A 16,450-nucleotide genomic window follows, 5' to 3' on the forward strand; every position below is an offset into this window, starting at 1 on the left:
GCGGGTACTCAGACGCCGCGTGATCACGTACTCAGCTCGTGGTCCGGGCGGGGACGGGGTACGGGGCGGGGCACCGCGGATTCCGGGACCCGCCGTGCGGGCGAGGTGGCCGGCCGTACCGTCCGGACCGGGCGGCGCCAGGTCCACCAGGCCACCGCCGCCAGCACCGCCGGCCCCAGCACCACGTACGGGGAGGCGAGCGGCTGCTGCCACCAGGGCAGGTGCAGGGCCCGGAAGCCGAGGTGCGGCAGGATCCACATGGAGCGTGCGGTGAAGGCGACGGCCACGGCCACCAGGAGCGCGCGCCGCCACCGTACGCGCCGGGTGTACGCGCCGAGCGTCACCAGCAGCGGTACGCACCACACCCAGTGGTGGGACCAACTGATGGGCGAGACGAGCACGGCGGTGACGGCCGTGCAGAGCAGGCCCCAGGAGTCCAGGCCGCGCCGCCGGTGGACCTCGCGGGCCACGATCAGGCCCGCGACGGCGGTGAGCAGGGCCACGGCCGGCCAGACGGCGCCGGGCGCGGGGGTGTGCAGGAGGCGGGCCAGCGCCCCTTGAAGGGACTGGTTGTCGACGATCCACACCTTGCCGATCCGCCCGGTCTCGAACATCCGGCGGGTCCAGAACTCCACGCTGGCGTCCGGCAGGACGAGCAGGCCGAGCAACACGGAGAGGAGGAAACCGGCGAGCGCCGTGAAGGCGGCCCGTATTCGGCCGGTGATCAGGAGGTAGACGGCGAAGAGGGCGGGGGTGAGCTTGATGCCGGCCGCGATGCCGATCGCCAGGCCCTTGAAGCGGGCACCGTCGGGCCGGGAGAAGTCCCACAGGACCAGACATGCCAGCGCGAGGTTGACCTGCCCGAAGGCGAAGGTCTGGAAGACGGGTTCCAGCCACAGGCCGAGGGCGGTGGCGGCGAGCACCATGGACAGCGTCCGGGGCGTCCGGGGCGTCCGGGGTATCCGCTGCGTCCGGGCCTGGCGTGGTGATCCCGTACGTGGGCCGGGCCGTCCCGGTCTGTGGTGCGCGACCTTGTAGGAGAGGTGGATCAGCAGGGCAAGCAGCGCTGTGTTGGCGACGACGGAGGCTGCTTTGAGGGCGCCGACCGTGAGCCAGGTCGTGGGGAGGAAGACGAGCGCCGCGAAGGGCGGGTAGGTGGCGGGGAGGTGCCACTTGGTGACGGTGAAGCCGTACAGGTCGCCGCCGGTGGCGGCTGCCACGCCCTCGGCGCGGTAGACCACGATGTCGGCCATCGGCAGCGGTACGAGCCGGCAGACCACCGCGAAGGCGGTGAGTGACAGGGCGAGCAGCAGGGCCGCCGCAATTAGTTGGCGTACCTCGCGGCGGTGGCGTGTGCCGCGCCGGATCCACGCCCGCGGTCGCGGTCGTGTCCCGTCGGCGGCAGACACCCGTCGATCCTCCTCGTCGCCGGGCGCGCGCGAGTCGCCGGGCGCGCGCAGTGTGTACGCGGTGACGCTAGTGGAACGAAGACGACTGTTCGAACGCCTTTTCAGGTCGTCTGGATGTCGGTTGGTGGTCGCTCAGGCCTTTTTTGGCGCGGAGTGTCGGCGGCTCGGGGGTGATGGCGGTACGGGAGTGGTGACGGTACGCGGATGCCGGCGGTCCGAAGGGCAGCGGGCCCGGGGGGCAGTGCTGGTCGGTGCCGCCGGTGGGCCTGGGGTGGGTCAGGCGGCGTGGGTGCGGGGCTCTTCCGCGTACTCGCCGAGGAGTACGACGCCGATGGCGGCAGCGGCGAAGACCTTGACCGCGCGCAGGACGTTGCCGATCACATGGCGGTTCTCGTCGGTGTCGCGGGCGGCGGTGCCGGGTCCGGTGGCGGTGGTGCCCTGCGGCGTGTGGGCGGACGTGTGGGCGGGGCCTGGGGTGAAGGTCGCGGTGCTCATGTCTCCATCATGGTTTTCCGGCGGGGGCCGCACATCGGCCCACGGGTTTATCCCGCGTACGCCGGAAGTCAGACTCCGGTCCCCGGTAACCCCTACGGGAGATGGACGGTGGGACGTCGGCGCCCCTTACGGGATCGCTCCCGGCGGGCGGGCAGGGAACCATGGCTGCGGACCACGGCCGCAGGACCACGGGCACGAGGCCACGGCCGCGGGCCCACGGCCACATGCCCGCCCGCCCGCCCGCCGCAGAAATACGTTGGCGCCGGAAAAACCCGCTGGCTACAATCGCCGGTCTGCCGCCTCCCGCCCAGGAGTGCCACCGACCGCACGGAAACCGGCCGGACCCGCGCAGTACGCGCCCCGCGCGCCCCTGCGCCGCAGCTCGCACCACTCGCAGTACCCATACGTACCCGCCGTACCCGTACCTGCATCCGTACCCGAAACGCACTCGCGCGCACGCCCGTTCCATATGCGCGCCACCGCACCGCCGGAGGCAACACCGTGCCCTCGCACGCTCCCGAACACACCGACGCCAACGACCCCTTGGAGCGCGAACGCGCCCACCTCGCCGCCTCGCGGGCCGCCCTGCGGGCCATGCGCGCGGACGCCGAGTCCCTGAACATCGCCGACGTCACCGCCAACTGGGTCAACGCCGAAGTCCTCCAGGGAGAGATCGACGCCCGGATCGCGGCTCTCGCCGACCTGGCCGACACGCCCCTCTTCTTCGGCCGCCTGGACTACCTCCACGCCCCCGGCACCGACCTGTCCGAGGGGGCCGAGGGCGAGAACTTCTACATCGGCCGCCGGCACGTCCACGACGCCGACGGCGACCCGATGGTCATCGACTGGCGCGCACCGGTCTCCCAGCCGTTCTACCGGGCCTCCAAGAAGGACCCGATGGGCCTGCGCCTGCGCCGCCGCTTCGGCTACACGGGCGGCCGGCTGACCGCGTACGAGGACGAGCACCTGACCGACCCGGCGGAGGCCGAGCGGACCAGCAAGCTGCTCCAGTCGGAGATCGAGCGTCCGCGCGTGGGACCGATGCGGGACATCGTCGCCACGATCCAGCCCGAGCAGGACGAGATCGTACGCGCCGGGATCGGCGGCACGGTCTGCGTCCAGGGAGCGCCCGGCACGGGGAAGACGGCGGTGGGCCTGCACCGGGTCGCCTACCTCCTGTACGCGCACCGCGAGCGGCTGGCCCGCTCCGGAACCCTGGTCATCGGCCCGAACCGCTCCTTCCTCCACTACATCGAGCAGGTCCTCCCGGCGCTCGGCGAGCTGGAGGTCGGGCAGGCCACGGTCGACGATCTCGTGGCCCACGTCGAGGTGCGCGGCACGGACGGCGCCGCCGCCGCGACCGTCAAGGGCGACGCGCGGCTGGCGACGGTGCTGCGGCGGGCGCTGTACTCGCACGTCTCGCTGCCGCAGGAGCCCTGTGTCGTGGTCCGCGGCTCCCGTCGCTGGCGGGTCCCCGCGTACGAGATCCAGGAGATCATCCAGGAGTTGCTGGACCGCGGCATCCGTTACGGCGCGGCCCGGGAGGCCCTGCCCCAGCGGATCGCGCACGCCGTCCTGGTACGGATGGAGCAGGCGGGCGAGGCCCCGGACGACCGGGTGCAGGACGCGGTGGCCCGTAACCCCGCGGTCAAGGCCGTCGTCAAGGCGCACTGGCCGCCCGTCGACCCGGCCAAGCTGGTGCTGCGGCTGCTGGGCGACGCCGCGTTCCTGGCCGAGCACGCCGAGGGAGTGCTCACGCCCGAGGAGCAGAAGGCGATCCTGTGGGAAAAGCCGCCCCGGAGTGTGAAGAGCGCCAAGTGGTCGGCTGCGGACGCGGTTCTGATCGATGAGGCAACGGATCTGATCACTCGCACGCCTTCTCTTGGTCATGTGGTGCTGGACGAGGCACAGGACCTCTCACCGATGCAGTACCGCGCGGTCGGCCGGCGCTGTACGACGGGCTCGGCGACGGTCCTCGGGGACATCGCCCAGGGCACGACCCCATGGGCGACGGACACCTGGGAGGAGGCACTGGCCCATATGGGAAAGCCGGGTTCGGCCGTCGAGGAGCTGACGCAGGGCTTCCGCGTGCCGCGCGAGGTCATCGCGTACGCCTCCCGGCTGCTGCCGGCCATCGCCCCGGACCTGTCCGAGGCCACCTCCATCCGCGAGTCCGCGGGTGACTTCGAGATCCGTACGGTCCCGGTGGACACCCTGGACGCGGCCGTGCTCGCCGCCTGCCGCGCGGCGCTGACCAAGGAGGGATCGGTCGGTCTGATCGCGGCCGACGCCCGGATTCCGGCACTGCGGGCGGAGCTGGAGGCGGCCGGGCTCACGTGTCTGGCGCCGGGCGAGGAGACCTCGGCCGCCTCCCGGCTGACGCTGGTGCCCGCCACGCTCGCCAAGGGCCTGGAGTACGACCACGTGGTGCTGGACGAGCCCGCCGCGATCGTCGACGGCGAACCCGACGAGCGTACGGGCCTGCGGCGGCTGTACGTGTGCCTGACCCGGGCCGTCTCCGGTCTGACGATCGTGCACGCGGCGGAGCTGCCGGAGCGGCTGGCGCGGCCGTAAGAGGGCTGCGGGGCCGAGGGGCCGCCTTCTTGGCGGGAGTTGCGGGAGTTGAGGGACCGCGGTACCGGGGTACCTGGGTGGCTCCTGGAACTCTCGGGGCGGTCCCTGTTCCCTGAGCGGGTGCGATCCCCGTTCCTCGATCGGGGACGGTCCCCGTTCCCCGGGCGTTCCGCGTCAGGAATCCGTCTTCTCCAGCAAGGCGTCCAGGAGCCCGGGGAAGCGGGCGTCGAGGTCCTCGCGGCGCAGCCGTACGTAGCGCTTGCGTCCGGCCACCCGCGTCGAGGTGAGTCCGGCCTCGCGCATGAGGCGCATGTGGTGGGAGACGGTCGACTTGTGCAGGTGCTCGACGCCGAGTCCCTTCAAGGTGCAGTCGAACTCCGCACCGGTCGCGTAGATCCGCAGCAGATGCAGCCGCGTCGGGTCGCCGAGCGCGTGCAGCACCTTCACCAGCTCGATGTCCTGCGCGTCCGGCTGCGGCAGCCATTCCTCGGTCACCTCGACCACCTCCTGCTTCTCTCCCCCGAACAAAACTGTTTGACAGTCATCCAACAATCGTTATCGTTTGACGCACATCAAACTTACCCGTCCTCGGACCGTGTTCGTACCGGGAAGGACACCCGTGCGTCTCCGCTTGCTCCTGCTCGCTCTCGGCACCTTCGCCATGGGCACCGACATCATGGTCACGGCCGGAATCCTCGGCCTCGTCGCCCGCGACCTGGACGTCTCCGTCGCCGCGGCCGGCCAGATGGTCACCGTCTTCGGCCTGGCCTACGCCGTCCTGGCGCCGCCGCTGGCCGCGCTGACCGCCCGCCGGCGGCGCCGGCCCGTACTGCTCACCGCACTGACGGTCTTCACCGCCGCCAACGTGCTCACCGCCCTCGCCCCCAACTACACGGCCCTGCTGATCAGCCGTGTCCTGGCCGCGGCCGGCGCCGCCCTCTACACCCCCACCGCCAACGCCGTGGCCACCGCGATCGTGCCGCCCGAACGGCGGGGCCGCGCGCTGGCCACCGTCATGGGCGGGATGACCGTCGCCACCGCCCTGGGCGTCCCGCTCGGTACGTACATAGGCCGCACCGACTGGCGGCTGACCATGTGGCTCGTCTCCGGCCTCGGCCTGGTGGCCCTGATCGGTCTGGCCCTGCTGATGCACGGCCTGCCGGCCCCGGCCGGCGGACCCGGCCTGCGCGAACGGATCGCGCCGCTGCGCGACCGCCGCGTGGTGGCCGGTACCGCCACCACGTTCCTGTGCCTGCTGGCCTTCAACTCCGTGTACATCTACCTCGGTACGGCGGTGGCCCCCGCGACCGGCGGCGACGCCGGCCGGCTCAGCGTGATCATGCTGGCGACCGGGCTGGGGTCGGTGGCGGGAAGCTGGCTGGGCGGCCGGGCCGTGGACCGGCTCGGCGCGCGGGCCGTGCTGCTGGCCGGCAGCGCGGGCGCCTCGCTCTGCTTCCTCGCCCTGCCCTGGCTGGGGCAGACCATGCCCGGCGCCCTGGTCTACGCCGTGGCCGCGCCGCTCGCCGGCTGGGCCCTGTCCGTCGCCCTGCCGCACCGGCTGGCGTCCCTGGACCCGCGCAACGCACCGCTGCTGATGTCCCTCAACAGCAGCGCCCTCTACCTGGGCATGGCCGCGGCCGGCGGCGTCGGCAGCCTCGCCGTGACCACGCTCGGCGACCGGTGGTTCCCGCTCGTCTCCACGGTCCTGGACGTGCTGGCCTTCGCCCTGATCGCCGTGACGACGCGCGAAGGCGCGAAGGCGGGCACGGTGGCGGCGGGGAGCGGGAGTACGGGTGCGAGTACGGGTACGGGTGCGGGGAGCGCCGTACGCGGCCCGGACGGGGGCACGGCGGGCACCGCCGCAACCACAGCAACCGCCGCACCGGGGGCGTCCAAGGAGACGGAGCGGGCCCCGGCCGTTTCCTGAAGCGCCCGCGATCCACTGCCCCTCATACGGCCGCGGCCACCCGCGCCCCTTGCGCGTTATGCGGCGGCCACCTCACCGTCCAGGGCCACGCGCCACGCCCGTACGGCCGAGGCGTCCACCGGGGCGGTCCAGCCGGACGGCCGGGCCGCACCCCCGATGTGGAAGGCGTCGACGCCCGCCGCGCGCAGGACGGGCACATGCTCCAGCCCGAGGCCGCCGCCGACCAGCATGCGCGGCTCGTATCCCGGCTCGCCCGCCGTCGCGGCGGCGTGCTCGGCGAGCAGGGTCGGCAGACCGTCCTGGACACCCTGCGCCGATCCGGCCGTCAGATAGGTGTCCAGGCCGGGCACGCCCACCAGTTCCTTGCGCAGCGCGTCACGGTCGGCGGACTGGTCGATGGCGCGGTGGAAGGTCCACGGGCAGCCGTCGATCACCTCGGTCAGCGCCCGTACGGCCGCGAGGTCCGGGCGGCCCTGGGCATCCAGGAAGCCCAGGACGAACTCCTCGGCTCCCTCCGCCCGCAGCGCCGCCGCCGTCGCGCACAGGGCCTCCACGTCGCCCGCGGCGAAGCCCGCGCAGGAGCGCAGCATCACCCGCAGCGGGAGGTCGACGGCCGCCCTGACCTCCGCGAAGGTCGCGAGCGACGGCGAGAGCCCGTCGGCCGCGATGTCGGAGACCAGTTCGAGACGGTCCGCTCCCCCGGCCTGGGCGGCGACCGCGTCCTGGGCGTGGAGCGCGATCACCTCCAGGAGTGCGCGCTTGCTCATGTGACCTCTTTCCTTCGACGGCGACAGGTCTAGTCCAATAACCAGCGTAAGGGGTGGTGCGCCGCGGAAGGGGGTGACGGTCGGTACCCGACCGAAAAGCGCCCTTTGACGCGGGCTTTTCCGCGCGGCACCGCCCCGTCGCTCCCGCACTCCGGTACGGCGCACACCCCGGCCGTACGCCGTGCACAATGGGCCCTATGAGCCCCGTGTCCCGTGCGGATCACCTGTCTGCCGGCCCCGCCCCCGATCTGCGGCAGCGCTGGGCCCTGGCCGTGATCGGCGTACGCGGGCCGGACGGTCCCGACCCGGCGCCGTACGCGGACAACCTGCTCGCCCGCTGGGCCGAGCCGCAGCGCCGCTACCACACCACCGAGCACCTGACCGCCGCACTGGACCGCATCGACGAACTGGCCGAGCACGCAGACGACTTGAACGTCGTTCGCCTCGCCGCCTGGTTCCACGACGCCGTCTACCGGCCCGACCGCTCGGAGAACGAGGAGCGCAGCGCGGCCCTCGCCGAGCGCGCGCTGCCCGAACTCGGCGCCTCCGACGCCCAGACGGCCGAGGTCGCCCGGCTGGTACGCCTTACCGCCACCCATGACCCGGCGCCCGGGGACCGCAACGGCGAGGTGCTGTGCGACGCGGACCTCGCCGTGCTGGCCGGCTCGCCCGAGCGGTACGCGGCCTATGCGGCGGCCGTACGCGAGGAGTACGGATTCGTGCCCGACGCGGACTTCCGGGAAGGGCGCGCCGCGGTGCTGCGGCAACTGCTCGCCCTTGAGCGCCTGTTCAGGACGCCTGTGGGGTACGAGCAGTGGGAGCACACCGCTCGGCGCAACCTGGCCACCGAACTGGATCTGCTGACCGGTTGAGCCGGGCGGCGGCTTGAGCCGGGCGGCGGCGCCGGACTGTCAGGTCAGGGGGCGGACCAGGCGCGGGAGATGGCCAGGCTGTCCTCGTAGAGGCGGTAGCGGACGATCTCCCCGTCGCGCACCGTCAGATGGATCACGAACCAGCTCTTCATCAGCGCGTCGTTGGTCTTCAGGCGGCTCCTGAGGCGGCCCAGCAGGACCGCGTCCGCGCCGTCGGTCAGCACGCGCTCGGCGACGAATTCCTCGCTGTCCAGGTAGATCGGGTGGATCTCGAAGAACTTGGCGACCTGGGCGCGGGACGTCAGCGGGCCGATCCAGGGAATGTTCAGGTCCCCCGGGATGCACCAGTCCACCGTCTCCGCGAACAGGCCCACGGCCTCTTCGATCGCGCCGTTGGCCAGCGCGCTCATGTACGCGTCCACGACCTCGCGCGTCGTCCGGGCCTTCGCCGTCGTCCCGGACGCCCCTGCCTGCCCGGGCGCCCCTGTCGTCCCTGCCCGCCCGGACGTCTCGTTCGTTCCAGCCATGCTGACCTCTCCCCATACGTTCGAGCGGCGGCGCCGCGGTGGACCACCCGTCGGAGATCAAGCTAGCAGCGTTATGGATCGCTGGGTACAAAATTATTCAGCAGCCGTACCAGCGGGCCACAGCCGATCACCGTCCTCGCGAACGGGAATGCCCCCGCTGTACGGAGTGTTCATGTGGAACATGCCTGACCATTCCGAACGTGCCCGCATGCCCCTGGCCGTCTACGTTCTCGGCCTTTCCGTATTCGCTCTGGGAACCAGCGAATTCATGCTGTCCGGGATCCTGCAACCCCTGGCCCGGGACATGGGCGTCTCCATCCCCCAGGCCGGTCTGCTGGTTTCGGCTTTCGCGGTCGGCATGGTGGTCGGCGCTCCCGTACTCGCCGCGGCGACGCTGCGGCTGCCCCGCCGTACGACCCTGATCGCACTGCTCGCCGTGTTCGGCGCCGGGCAGATCGCGGGCGCGCTGGCCCCCACGTACGGCGTGCTGTTCGCCTCGCGGGTCGTGAGCGCGCTGGCCTGCGCGGGCTTCTGGGCCGTCGGCGCGGCGGTCGCGGTGTCCCTGGTGCCCGTCACCGCGCGCGCCCGCGCGATGGCCGTCATGGTCGGCGGACTGAGCATCGCGAACATCGCGGGCGTGCCGGCCGGCGCGCTGCTGGGACAGCACGCGGGCTGGCGCGCGGCCTTCTGGGCCGTGGCCGCCCTCGCGGCCGTCGGTCTGGCCGGCGTGGCCGCGCTGGTGCCGCGTACGGCCGTACCGACCGGTGAGGACCGGCCGCAGTTGCGCCGCGAGCTGAGCATCTACCGGGACAAGCAGGTGTGGCTGGCGCTGGTCGCGACCGCCCTGAACGGTGGCGCGGTCTTCGCGCTGTTCTCCTACCTCTCGCCGCTGCTGACGGACACCGCCGGGCTGGACGAGAGCTGGGTGCCGACCGTGCTCGCCCTCTTCGGTGTCGGCGCGCTGATCGGTACGTACATAGGTGGCCGCAAGGCGGACGCGAACCTGTTCGGCATGATCTTCGGCGGCATCGGCGCCTCCACGGTCGTCCTGGCCGCCCTGGCGCTGACCGCGCACAGCCCGGTCGCCGCCATCGCGCTGGCGCTGCTGCTCGGCGTCACGGCGTTCGCCACCGCGCCCGCGCTCAACGCCCGGATGTTCAATGTGGCGACGGCCGCGCCGACCCTGGCCGGTGCGACCACCACCTCCGCCTTCAACCTGGGCAACACGCTCGGCCCCTGGCTCGGGGGCCTGGTCATCAGCGCGGGCTGGGGCTACCCGGCCGTCGCCTGGACGGCCGCGGGGCTGGCGGCGGCGGCCGTCCTCACCACGGTGATCGCCTTCCGGCTGCAGCGTACGGGTGCCGGGTCCCGGGTGGTGGCCTCCTCGGCCTCGGCCACGGCCTCGGCCGCCGCGCCGGACCCCGACCGCGTCAGGGCGGACGCCTAACTCGTGTGACGCGCCGATCGCGCCGAGGGCCCGACGAACACCGTCGGGCCCTCGGCTTCTTGTCGCGTCCCTCAGTGCGCTTGGTGCGCTCAGTGCGCGGTCGCGCGGGTGGTACGGCGGCGGCGCGTCGCCACCACCAGGGACGTGCCGCCGATCAGCGAAGCGGCGGCGCCACCGGCTATCGGGGCGATACCCGCGGCCCCCGTACCGGCCAGCGCGCCGGCGGTGTCCGTACCGGTGCCGTCCGTGCCTCCGGAGCCCGAACCACCGGCGGCGGCACCGCCCTCTCCGCCGGAACCCGCAGCAGAACCGGAATCAGCACCCCCGCCGGTGGACTTGTCGTCGTCCGACGGCGTGGGCTTCCGGCCCCCGCTCCCCTTCCCGTTACCGCCGGTGTACTTCACCAGGACGGGCGCGGTGTTGTTCTCCTGCTGCGGGTCACCGGCCGGATCGGTCGGGGCGGTGACGGTGCCCCGGGCGCCGGCGACGCGCTTGTCGATGCGGGCCTGGAGGATGGTGCCGAAACCGTCCGGCCCATAGGGGCAGACGGCTTTCTGCGCCTTTTTCTGCACCTCCTGGGCCTTCCGCGCCTTTCCGCCGGCGGTCTTGTCAGGCGTGCAGTACAGCGCCTCTTCCTGGTCGTTCTCGTCCAGCGGCACCACACTGACGCCCTCCGGCAGGGTCACCCGCATCGGGCCCATACGGACGTCCTCGTCGCCGGGCCCGTGGTTCTGCGGGAAGGGCATCTTTACCTGCACCACCTGGCCGACCTTGCCCTTGATGGTGAACCCGACCGCCCGCCAGTCGGCCGTCTGCGTCGTACGCAGGTGCAGTTCCGCGGCTGCGTTCTCGCTGAAGCCGCTGTCCCGCACGGCCTTCAGGCCCAGCGCCGGGCCCTCCCCACGCGGGGCGGATTCGGGCAGACCGCCGTACTCGGGCTGGTTCCCCAGCGGACGCACGCTGTAACCGATGTGCCCGGACATCGTGGCCTTGTGCAGCGTCGCCACGAACGGGTCGTCGACCTCGAAGGCGGCACCCGGCTTCAGCGGGCCGGGGAAGTCGCATTCGGCATGGGTGGGCCCGGTGGCCTTGTTGTAGCGGCAGTTGCTGTGCCGGGCGGCGAAGACGCCGGAATCCGTGTAGACGGACAGCGTCACACCCTCGCGTACCGGGACGGCGCTCTTGTTCACGAACGCCGGCGACAGCGGCACCTTCGCTCCCGGGGGAAGCTGCTCGCGCGCCTTCTCCGGCCGTACGGAGAGCTTGAGCGCGCCCATCACCACACGGGTGGAGTGCTCGACCGTCGCCGCGTTCGAGCTGGTGAGGGTCATCTTCACGGTGCCCTCGTCACCGGCCGCGGCCTTGGCCGCGGGGCGCAGGACGAACGGCGCGAACTCGGTGCGCTGGTAGAAGTCGCCGAGCGGGCACATCACCTCCAAAGAGGCGGCACCGCCCTTCCCCCAGGAACACTTCTCCGTGGGCTGCACCTCGGCCTTGCCCTTGAGCGAGGAGAGGTCGAACCGCGCCTTGACGCCCTTGACCTTCTTCTCCTCGCCCTGGTGGGAACCGCCCGCCGCGAGGGCGATGGAGAAGTCCGGTACCCGCTGGCCGTCCCCGGGCAGCGGAAGGTAGTACGACGTGGGCGCGTGCATCACCAACAGCCGTACGCCGTCGCCGTCCGCCGGGTTCCCCGGGGCCGCCGACGCCGTTCCACCGGCCGCCACCACGAGCCCGCCACCGGCCAGGGCCAGTGCGGCGCCGGCCGCCGACACGCGCCGCGCCCAATCAGCCTTGCAACGTCTGTTCATACGACGTACGACTCGGAAGGTGGCTCAGGGGTTGTGCTGCTGTGCTGCTGTGGTGGTGACGGTGGGGTCGGTGGTTGTGGCGACTTCAGTGGCTGTGGTGGCTGCGGCGGCTGTGATGATCTCAGTGACCGCGGTGGCCTGGCGCGCCTGACGGGGGGCGGTGTTTGGGACGGCGGAGGCCGGACGCGGTCAGGCGGCGGACCAGTTCCTTGCTGCCGACCTCGACGGCCCCGGCCCGTACGGCGTCGGCGTACCGTTCCGCCGGCAGGTCGTAGTGGTCCCGTTCGAAGGCCCGCGGTGGCGCGCCTATGCGGGCGGCGAAGGCGTGCAGTTCCTCGAAGGAGACGTCGCTGACCAGGTGGGACCACATACGGCCGTGGCCCGGCCAGGTCGGCGGGTCGATGTAGACCGTCATTCCGGCGCTCAGCCTCCCGAGGGCGCTCCGAGGGCGCCGACCTTGGCGACCGCCACCGACGTCTTCGGGCAGACCCAGCGCGGGTCGGGACCCAGCTCCGGCTCCACGTCGAGGGCGTGCGGGTCACCGCCCTCCGTGCACACCGGGCACAGCGGCCAGCGGCCGTACCGCTCCAGCAGTGCGTCCTGGACGTCCTGGGCGATCAGCCCGGCCACGAATTCCGCCCCGTCAGGCCACTGTTCCACCCACCACCGCCGGTGCGCGACCGCGTCCTCGACCAGCGAGACGATGCCGGCGTCGGCGACCTCGTCCGCCATGAGATCGGCGAGCACCAGGGCCCGGGCGGCGTGCAGTGCCTGTTCAAGCTCCATGGGCCCATTGTCCCGCCTGTCGGCGACGCTCACCTCGTCGGCCGAAAACCGCCACTTCCGCCCCCCGTGCTCCGGATTTCCCTCTGCCCTGAGTGCCGCGAGCGTTCCGAGCGCCCCGAGTGCCGGTTGCCCCGAAAGGAGTATTGACGGGGCTCACGCGCTGAAATTATTTTTCAACTGTGAGTAACACTCTGAAGGAAACTTTCAGCATCGGCGGTGCCGAGTCCCGCCCGGACCACAGCCCGCCCGCGCCCGCCGCGCTGGCCGCCAAGGTCCGTACGCTCGGCCCGACCATGACGCGCTCGATGCAGCGGGTCGCCGAGGCGGTCGCCGGCGACCCGGCAGGCTGCGCCGCCCTGACCGTCACCGGACTGGCGGAGCGGACGGGCACCAGCGAGGCCACGGTCGTGCGTACCTCGCGACTGCTCGGCTACCCCGGCTACCGCGATCTGCGGCTCGCGCTGGCCGCCCTCGCCGCCCAGCAGGCCGCCGGGGCCGCGCCCGCCGTCACGGCCGACATAGCAGTCGACGACTCCCTCACGGACGTGGTCGCCAAGCTGGCGCAGGAGGAGCGGCAGTGCCTGGCCGACACCGCGGCCGGGCTGGACATCGCGCAGTTGGAGTCGGCCGTCACCGCGCTCGCCACCGCCCGGCGTATCGATGTGTACGGCATAGGGGCCTCCAACCTCGTCGGCCAGGACCTGGTCCAGAAGCTGCTGCGCATCGGCCTGATCGCGCACGCCCACTCCGATCCGCACCTGGCGGTGACCAACGCGGTGCAGATGCGGGCCGGGGACGTGGCCATAGCCATCACCCACTCGGGCCGAACGACCGATGTCATAGAGCCGCTGCGGGTGGCCTTCGACCACGGCGCCACGACCATCGCCATCACCGGCCGGCCGGACGGCGGGATCGCCTCGTACGCCGACCACGTCCTGGCCACCTCCACCGCCCGGGAGAGCGAGCTGCGGCCCGCCGCGATGTCCTCCCGGACCAGTCAACTGCTGGTCGTGGACTGCCTGTTCGTGGGGGTCGCGCAGCGGACGTACGAGACCGCCGCGCCCGCCCTGTCCGCCTCCTACGAAGCCCTGGCACACCGCCACGCCTCTCATGCCATCCGGGGCACCCGCTGACCGCCCGCCCTACGTCCCGTACCTCGCATCCCGTACCCCGTACCCCGTACCCCGTACCTCGCACCCGCCGTCCCGCATCCCGTACCCGCAGTCGCACGAGCACGGAGAGAGCCGCCACGACCATGACTTCCACCACCGACCACGCCCGGCTGCGGGCCCAGTTGGACACCCTGACCACCGAGGCGTTCCGGCCCGAGCTGGCCGACATCGACCGGCTCCCGACCCTGGAGATCGCCCGCACGATGAACGGCGAGGACGCCACGGTCCCCGCCGCCGTCGCCGAGTGCCTTCCGCAGATCGCCGCCGCCATCGACGGCATCGCCGAACGGATGTCCCGCGGCGGCCGGCTGGTCTACGCGGGGGCGGGCACGGCCGGCCGGCTGGGCGTACTGGACGCCAGCGAGTGCCCGCCCACCTTCAACACCGACCCCTCCGAGGTGCTCGGCCTGATCGCGGGCGGCCCCACCGCCATGGTCACGGCGGTGGAGGGCGCCGAGGACAGCAAGGAGATGGCCGCCGCCGACCTGGACGCGATCGGCCTGACTGCCGACGACACGGTGGTCGGCATCTCCGCCTCCGGCCGTACCCCGTACGCCGTCGGCGCCGTCGAACACGCCCGGAACGGCTGTGGCGCCCTGACCGTCGGCCTCTCCTGCAACGCGGACTCGGCGCTGGCCGCCGCCGCGGACCACGGCATCGAAGTCGTCGTGGGCCCCGAGCTACTGACCGGCTCCACCCGCCTGAAGGCGGGCACGGCACAGAAACTCGTACTGAACATGCTCTCGACGATCACCATGATCCGGCTGGGCAAGACGTACGGGAATCTGATGGTGGACGTACGGGCCTCCAACGAGAAGCTGCGGGCCCGCTCGCGCCGCATCGTCGCGCTGGCCACCGGCGCGGACGACGCGGAGATCGAGGCGGCGCTCGCCGCCACCGGCGGGGAGGTGAAGAACGCCGTCCTCACCCTCCTCGGCGGGGTCGACGGGCCGACGGCGGCCCGGCTGCTCGACGATGCCCGGGGCCATCTGCGCGCCGCCCTCCAGGCCGCCCACACCGGCTGACGGCGACCGCACCCCACGCACAGCGAGGCAGCGCACATGTCCGAAGAGAGTTACCGCGCCACCGCCGCCGCGATCCTCCCCCTGGTCGGCGGCGCCCCGAACGTCACCTCCGTCGCCCACTGCATGACCCGGCTCCGCCTGGGCATCGCGGACCGCTCCCGGGTACGGGACGAGGCACTGAAAGCGCTGCCCGCCGTCATAGGGGTCGTCGAGGACGACACGTACCAGCTCGTGCTGGGGCCGGGCACGGTCGCCCGGGTCGCGCCCGAATTCGAGCGACTGCTGACCGAGGCCCGCACCACCGCACCCCCCGTCACGTCAGCCACCCCGTCCGGCTCCTCCCCTCCCCCATCCGCCTCTCCATCCCCCTCCCCCTCCGGTGAGGAACTCGCCGCTCGGGGAGCCGATCTCAAGGCCCTCCGTACGGCCCGTAACGCCACCCCGGTCAAGCTCCTCCTCCGCAGGATCGCGAACATCTTCGTGCCGCTGATCCCGGCTCTCATCGGCTGCGGCATCGTGGCGGGCCTCAACGGCCTGCTCAGCAACCTCGGCCTGCTGTCCTCGCTCACCCCGGCGCTGGCCGCCATCGCCTCCGGCTTCATGTCGCTGATCGCCGTCTTCGTCGGCTACAACACGGCCAAGGAGTTCGGCGGTACGCCCGTACTGGGCGGTGCGGTGGCCGCGATCGTCGTCCACGCGGGCGTCGCGGACATCACCGCCTTCGGGCAGCGGCTCTCCCCCGGGCAGGGCGGCGTGCTGGGCGCGCTGGGCGCCGCGCTGCTGGCGGTACGGGTCGAGAAGTGGTGCCGCAAGCGGGTGCCCGGGTCCCTGGACGTCCTGCTCACCCCCACCCTGACCATCCTGGTCTCCGGGCTGGTCACGGTCTTCGGACTGATGTTCCTGGCCGGTGAGGTCTCTTCCGCCATCGGCACGTTCACCGGCCGGCTGCTCACCGACGGCGGCGCGGGCGCGGGCTTCGTCCTGGGCGGGCTCTTCCTCCCACTGGTCGTGCTGGGTCTCCACCAGGCCCTGATCCCGATCCACACCACCCTCATCGAGCAGCAGGGCTACACGGTCCTGCTGCCGGTCCTCGCCATGGCCGGCGCGGGCCAGGTGGGCGCGGCGGTGGCCGTCCACCTGCGCCTACCGCGCAACGAGTCGATCCGCCGGACCATCAGGTCCGCCCTGCCCGCAGGCTTCCTGGGCATCGGCGAGCCCCTGATCTACGGCGTCTCGCTCCCCCTCGGCCGCCCGTTCGTCACCGCCTGCGTCGGCGGGGCGTTCGGCGGCGGGTTCATCGGCCTGTGCCACCAGCTCGGTGAGGCGGTGGGCACCACCGCCATCGGCCCCTCCGGCTGGGCCCTCTTCCCGCTCCTGAAGGGCAACCGAGGACTGGGCACCACGGTCACCGTCTATGCCCTCGGCCTGGCCGTCGGCTATGCCGCGGGCTTCCTGGCCACGTACTTCTTCGGCTTCGGCAAACGAGGACTGGCCGAGCTGAACGCCCCACCGCACGGGCCCGCCGACGCTCCGTGCGAAGACCACGCCATACGGCCGACCACGACCACCCCGGCCTGACCCCGAGTTGGCCGGCATTCCCCACCGGGGGCACCCCGGGGACACCCCGGGAACGCCGCCGGG

At 72.4% G+C, this 16,450-nt stretch carries 15 protein-coding genes; 7 read left to right on the top strand and 8 right to left on the bottom strand.

All coding sequences use genetic code 11. The annotated features are described in order from the left end of the window. Window positions 1-23: 23 nt before the first annotated feature. Both KGS77_RS13725 and KGS77_RS13730 read right to left on the bottom strand, forming a co-directional pair. The gene (locus KGS77_RS13725; RefSeq protein WP_347404584.1) at window positions 24-1,310 is read right to left on the bottom strand and encodes a glycosyltransferase 87 family protein; all 1,287 of its coding nucleotides are present in this window, start codon (window positions 1,308-1,310) and stop codon (window positions 24-26) included. Window positions 1,311-1,685: 375 nt separating this feature from the next. Further along, window positions 1,686-1,904 carry a hypothetical protein gene (locus tag KGS77_RS13730; protein ID WP_242581326.1) on the bottom strand — a complete coding sequence of 73 codons (219 nt, stop codon included), beginning with the start codon at window positions 1,902-1,904 and terminating at the stop codon, window positions 1,686-1,688. Between the two features lie 501 nt (window positions 1,905-2,405). Here KGS77_RS13730 and KGS77_RS13735 point away from each other — a divergent pair. Continuing rightward, window positions 2,406-4,478 carry an AAA family ATPase gene (locus KGS77_RS13735; protein WP_242581328.1) on the top strand — a complete coding sequence of 691 codons (2,073 nt, stop codon included), beginning with the start codon at window positions 2,406-2,408 and terminating at the stop codon, window positions 4,476-4,478. A gap of 174 nt (window positions 4,479-4,652) precedes the next feature. On the opposite strand, the gene KGS77_RS13740 is transcribed toward KGS77_RS13735, so the two are convergent. Beyond that, window positions 4,653-4,982 carry a transcriptional regulator gene (locus tag KGS77_RS13740; RefSeq protein WP_347404490.1) on the bottom strand — a complete coding sequence of 110 codons (330 nt, stop codon included), beginning with the start codon at window positions 4,980-4,982 and terminating at the stop codon, window positions 4,653-4,655. Between the two features lie 115 nt (window positions 4,983-5,097). On the opposite strand from KGS77_RS13740, the gene KGS77_RS13745 reads away from it, so the two are divergent. After that, entirely contained in the window at window positions 5,098-6,405 is a 1,308-nt protein-coding gene (locus KGS77_RS13745) for an MFS transporter (protein WP_242581330.1), read from the top strand. A 56-nt stretch (window positions 6,406-6,461) separates the two neighbouring features. Here the strand turns inward: KGS77_RS13745 and KGS77_RS13750 are convergent, their stop codons facing one another. Then, window positions 6,462-7,172 (bottom strand): copper homeostasis protein CutC, encoded by a 711-nt coding sequence (locus KGS77_RS13750; RefSeq protein ID WP_242581332.1) that lies wholly within the window; start codon window positions 7,170-7,172, stop codon window positions 6,462-6,464. A gap of 197 nt (window positions 7,173-7,369) precedes the next feature. Here KGS77_RS13750 and KGS77_RS13755 point away from each other — a divergent pair, with 197 nt between their 5' ends. Further along, window positions 7,370-8,044, top strand: coding sequence for a hypothetical protein (locus KGS77_RS13755; protein WP_242581334.1), 675 nt, complete (start codon window positions 7,370-7,372; stop codon window positions 8,042-8,044). 44 nt (window positions 8,045-8,088) lie between these two features. On the opposite strand, the gene KGS77_RS13760 is transcribed toward KGS77_RS13755, so the two are convergent. Continuing rightward, window positions 8,089-8,571, bottom strand: a complete 483-nt coding sequence (locus KGS77_RS13760; protein WP_242581337.1) for a nuclear transport factor 2 family protein — start codon at window positions 8,569-8,571, stop codon at window positions 8,089-8,091. A 181-nt stretch (window positions 8,572-8,752) separates the two neighbouring features. Between KGS77_RS13760 and KGS77_RS13765 the strand changes: the two genes are divergently transcribed. Continuing rightward, window positions 8,753-10,018: a Cmx/CmrA family chloramphenicol efflux MFS transporter gene (locus tag KGS77_RS13765; RefSeq protein ID WP_242581339.1), complete on the top strand. Its 1,266-nt coding sequence runs from the start codon at window positions 8,753-8,755 to the stop codon at window positions 10,016-10,018. Window positions 10,019-10,107: 89 nt separating this feature from the next. Here the strand turns inward: KGS77_RS13765 and KGS77_RS13770 are convergent, their stop codons facing one another. The 3 genes from KGS77_RS13770 to KGS77_RS13780 all read right to left on the bottom strand — a co-directional run bounded on the left by KGS77_RS13770 (window position 10,108) and on the right by KGS77_RS13780 (window position 12,612). Continuing rightward, window positions 10,108-11,790 (bottom strand): hypothetical protein, encoded by a 1,683-nt coding sequence (locus KGS77_RS13770; protein WP_242581341.1) that lies wholly within the window; start codon window positions 11,788-11,790, stop codon window positions 10,108-10,110. A 157-nt stretch (window positions 11,791-11,947) separates the two neighbouring features. Continuing rightward, the gene (locus KGS77_RS13775) at window positions 11,948-12,241 is read right to left on the bottom strand and encodes a DUF4031 domain-containing protein (RefSeq protein ID WP_242581343.1); all 294 of its coding nucleotides are present in this window, start codon (window positions 12,239-12,241) and stop codon (window positions 11,948-11,950) included. Window positions 12,242-12,249: 8 nt separating this feature from the next. Continuing rightward, complete coding sequence (locus KGS77_RS13780) at window positions 12,250-12,612, bottom strand: hypothetical protein (RefSeq protein WP_242581345.1); 363 nt, start codon at window positions 12,610-12,612, stop codon at window positions 12,250-12,252. A gap of 179 nt (window positions 12,613-12,791) precedes the next feature. Here KGS77_RS13780 and KGS77_RS13785 point away from each other — a divergent pair, with 179 nt between their 5' ends. The 3 genes from KGS77_RS13785 (at window position 12,792) to KGS77_RS13795 (ending at window position 16,387) form a co-directional block, all read left to right on the top strand. After that, on the top strand, window positions 12,792-13,745 hold the full coding sequence (locus tag KGS77_RS13785) for a MurR/RpiR family transcriptional regulator (RefSeq protein ID WP_242581348.1): 954 nt from the start codon (window positions 12,792-12,794) through the stop codon (window positions 13,743-13,745). Between the two features lie 122 nt (window positions 13,746-13,867). Continuing rightward, window positions 13,868-14,809 carry an N-acetylmuramic acid 6-phosphate etherase gene (gene murQ / locus KGS77_RS13790; RefSeq protein ID WP_242581350.1) on the top strand — a complete coding sequence of 314 codons (942 nt, stop codon included), beginning with the start codon at window positions 13,868-13,870 and terminating at the stop codon, window positions 14,807-14,809. A 36-nt stretch (window positions 14,810-14,845) separates the two neighbouring features. Continuing rightward, window positions 14,846-16,387: a PTS transporter subunit EIIC gene (locus KGS77_RS13795; RefSeq protein WP_242581353.1), complete on the top strand. Its 1,542-nt coding sequence runs from the start codon at window positions 14,846-14,848 to the stop codon at window positions 16,385-16,387. The last annotated feature ends 63 nt before the right edge of the window (window positions 16,388-16,450 follow it).

It is taken from the genome of Streptomyces sp. MST-110588 (assembly GCF_022695595.1).
In the GTDB taxonomy this organism is placed as follows: domain Bacteria; phylum Actinomycetota; class Actinomycetes; order Streptomycetales; family Streptomycetaceae; genus Streptomyces.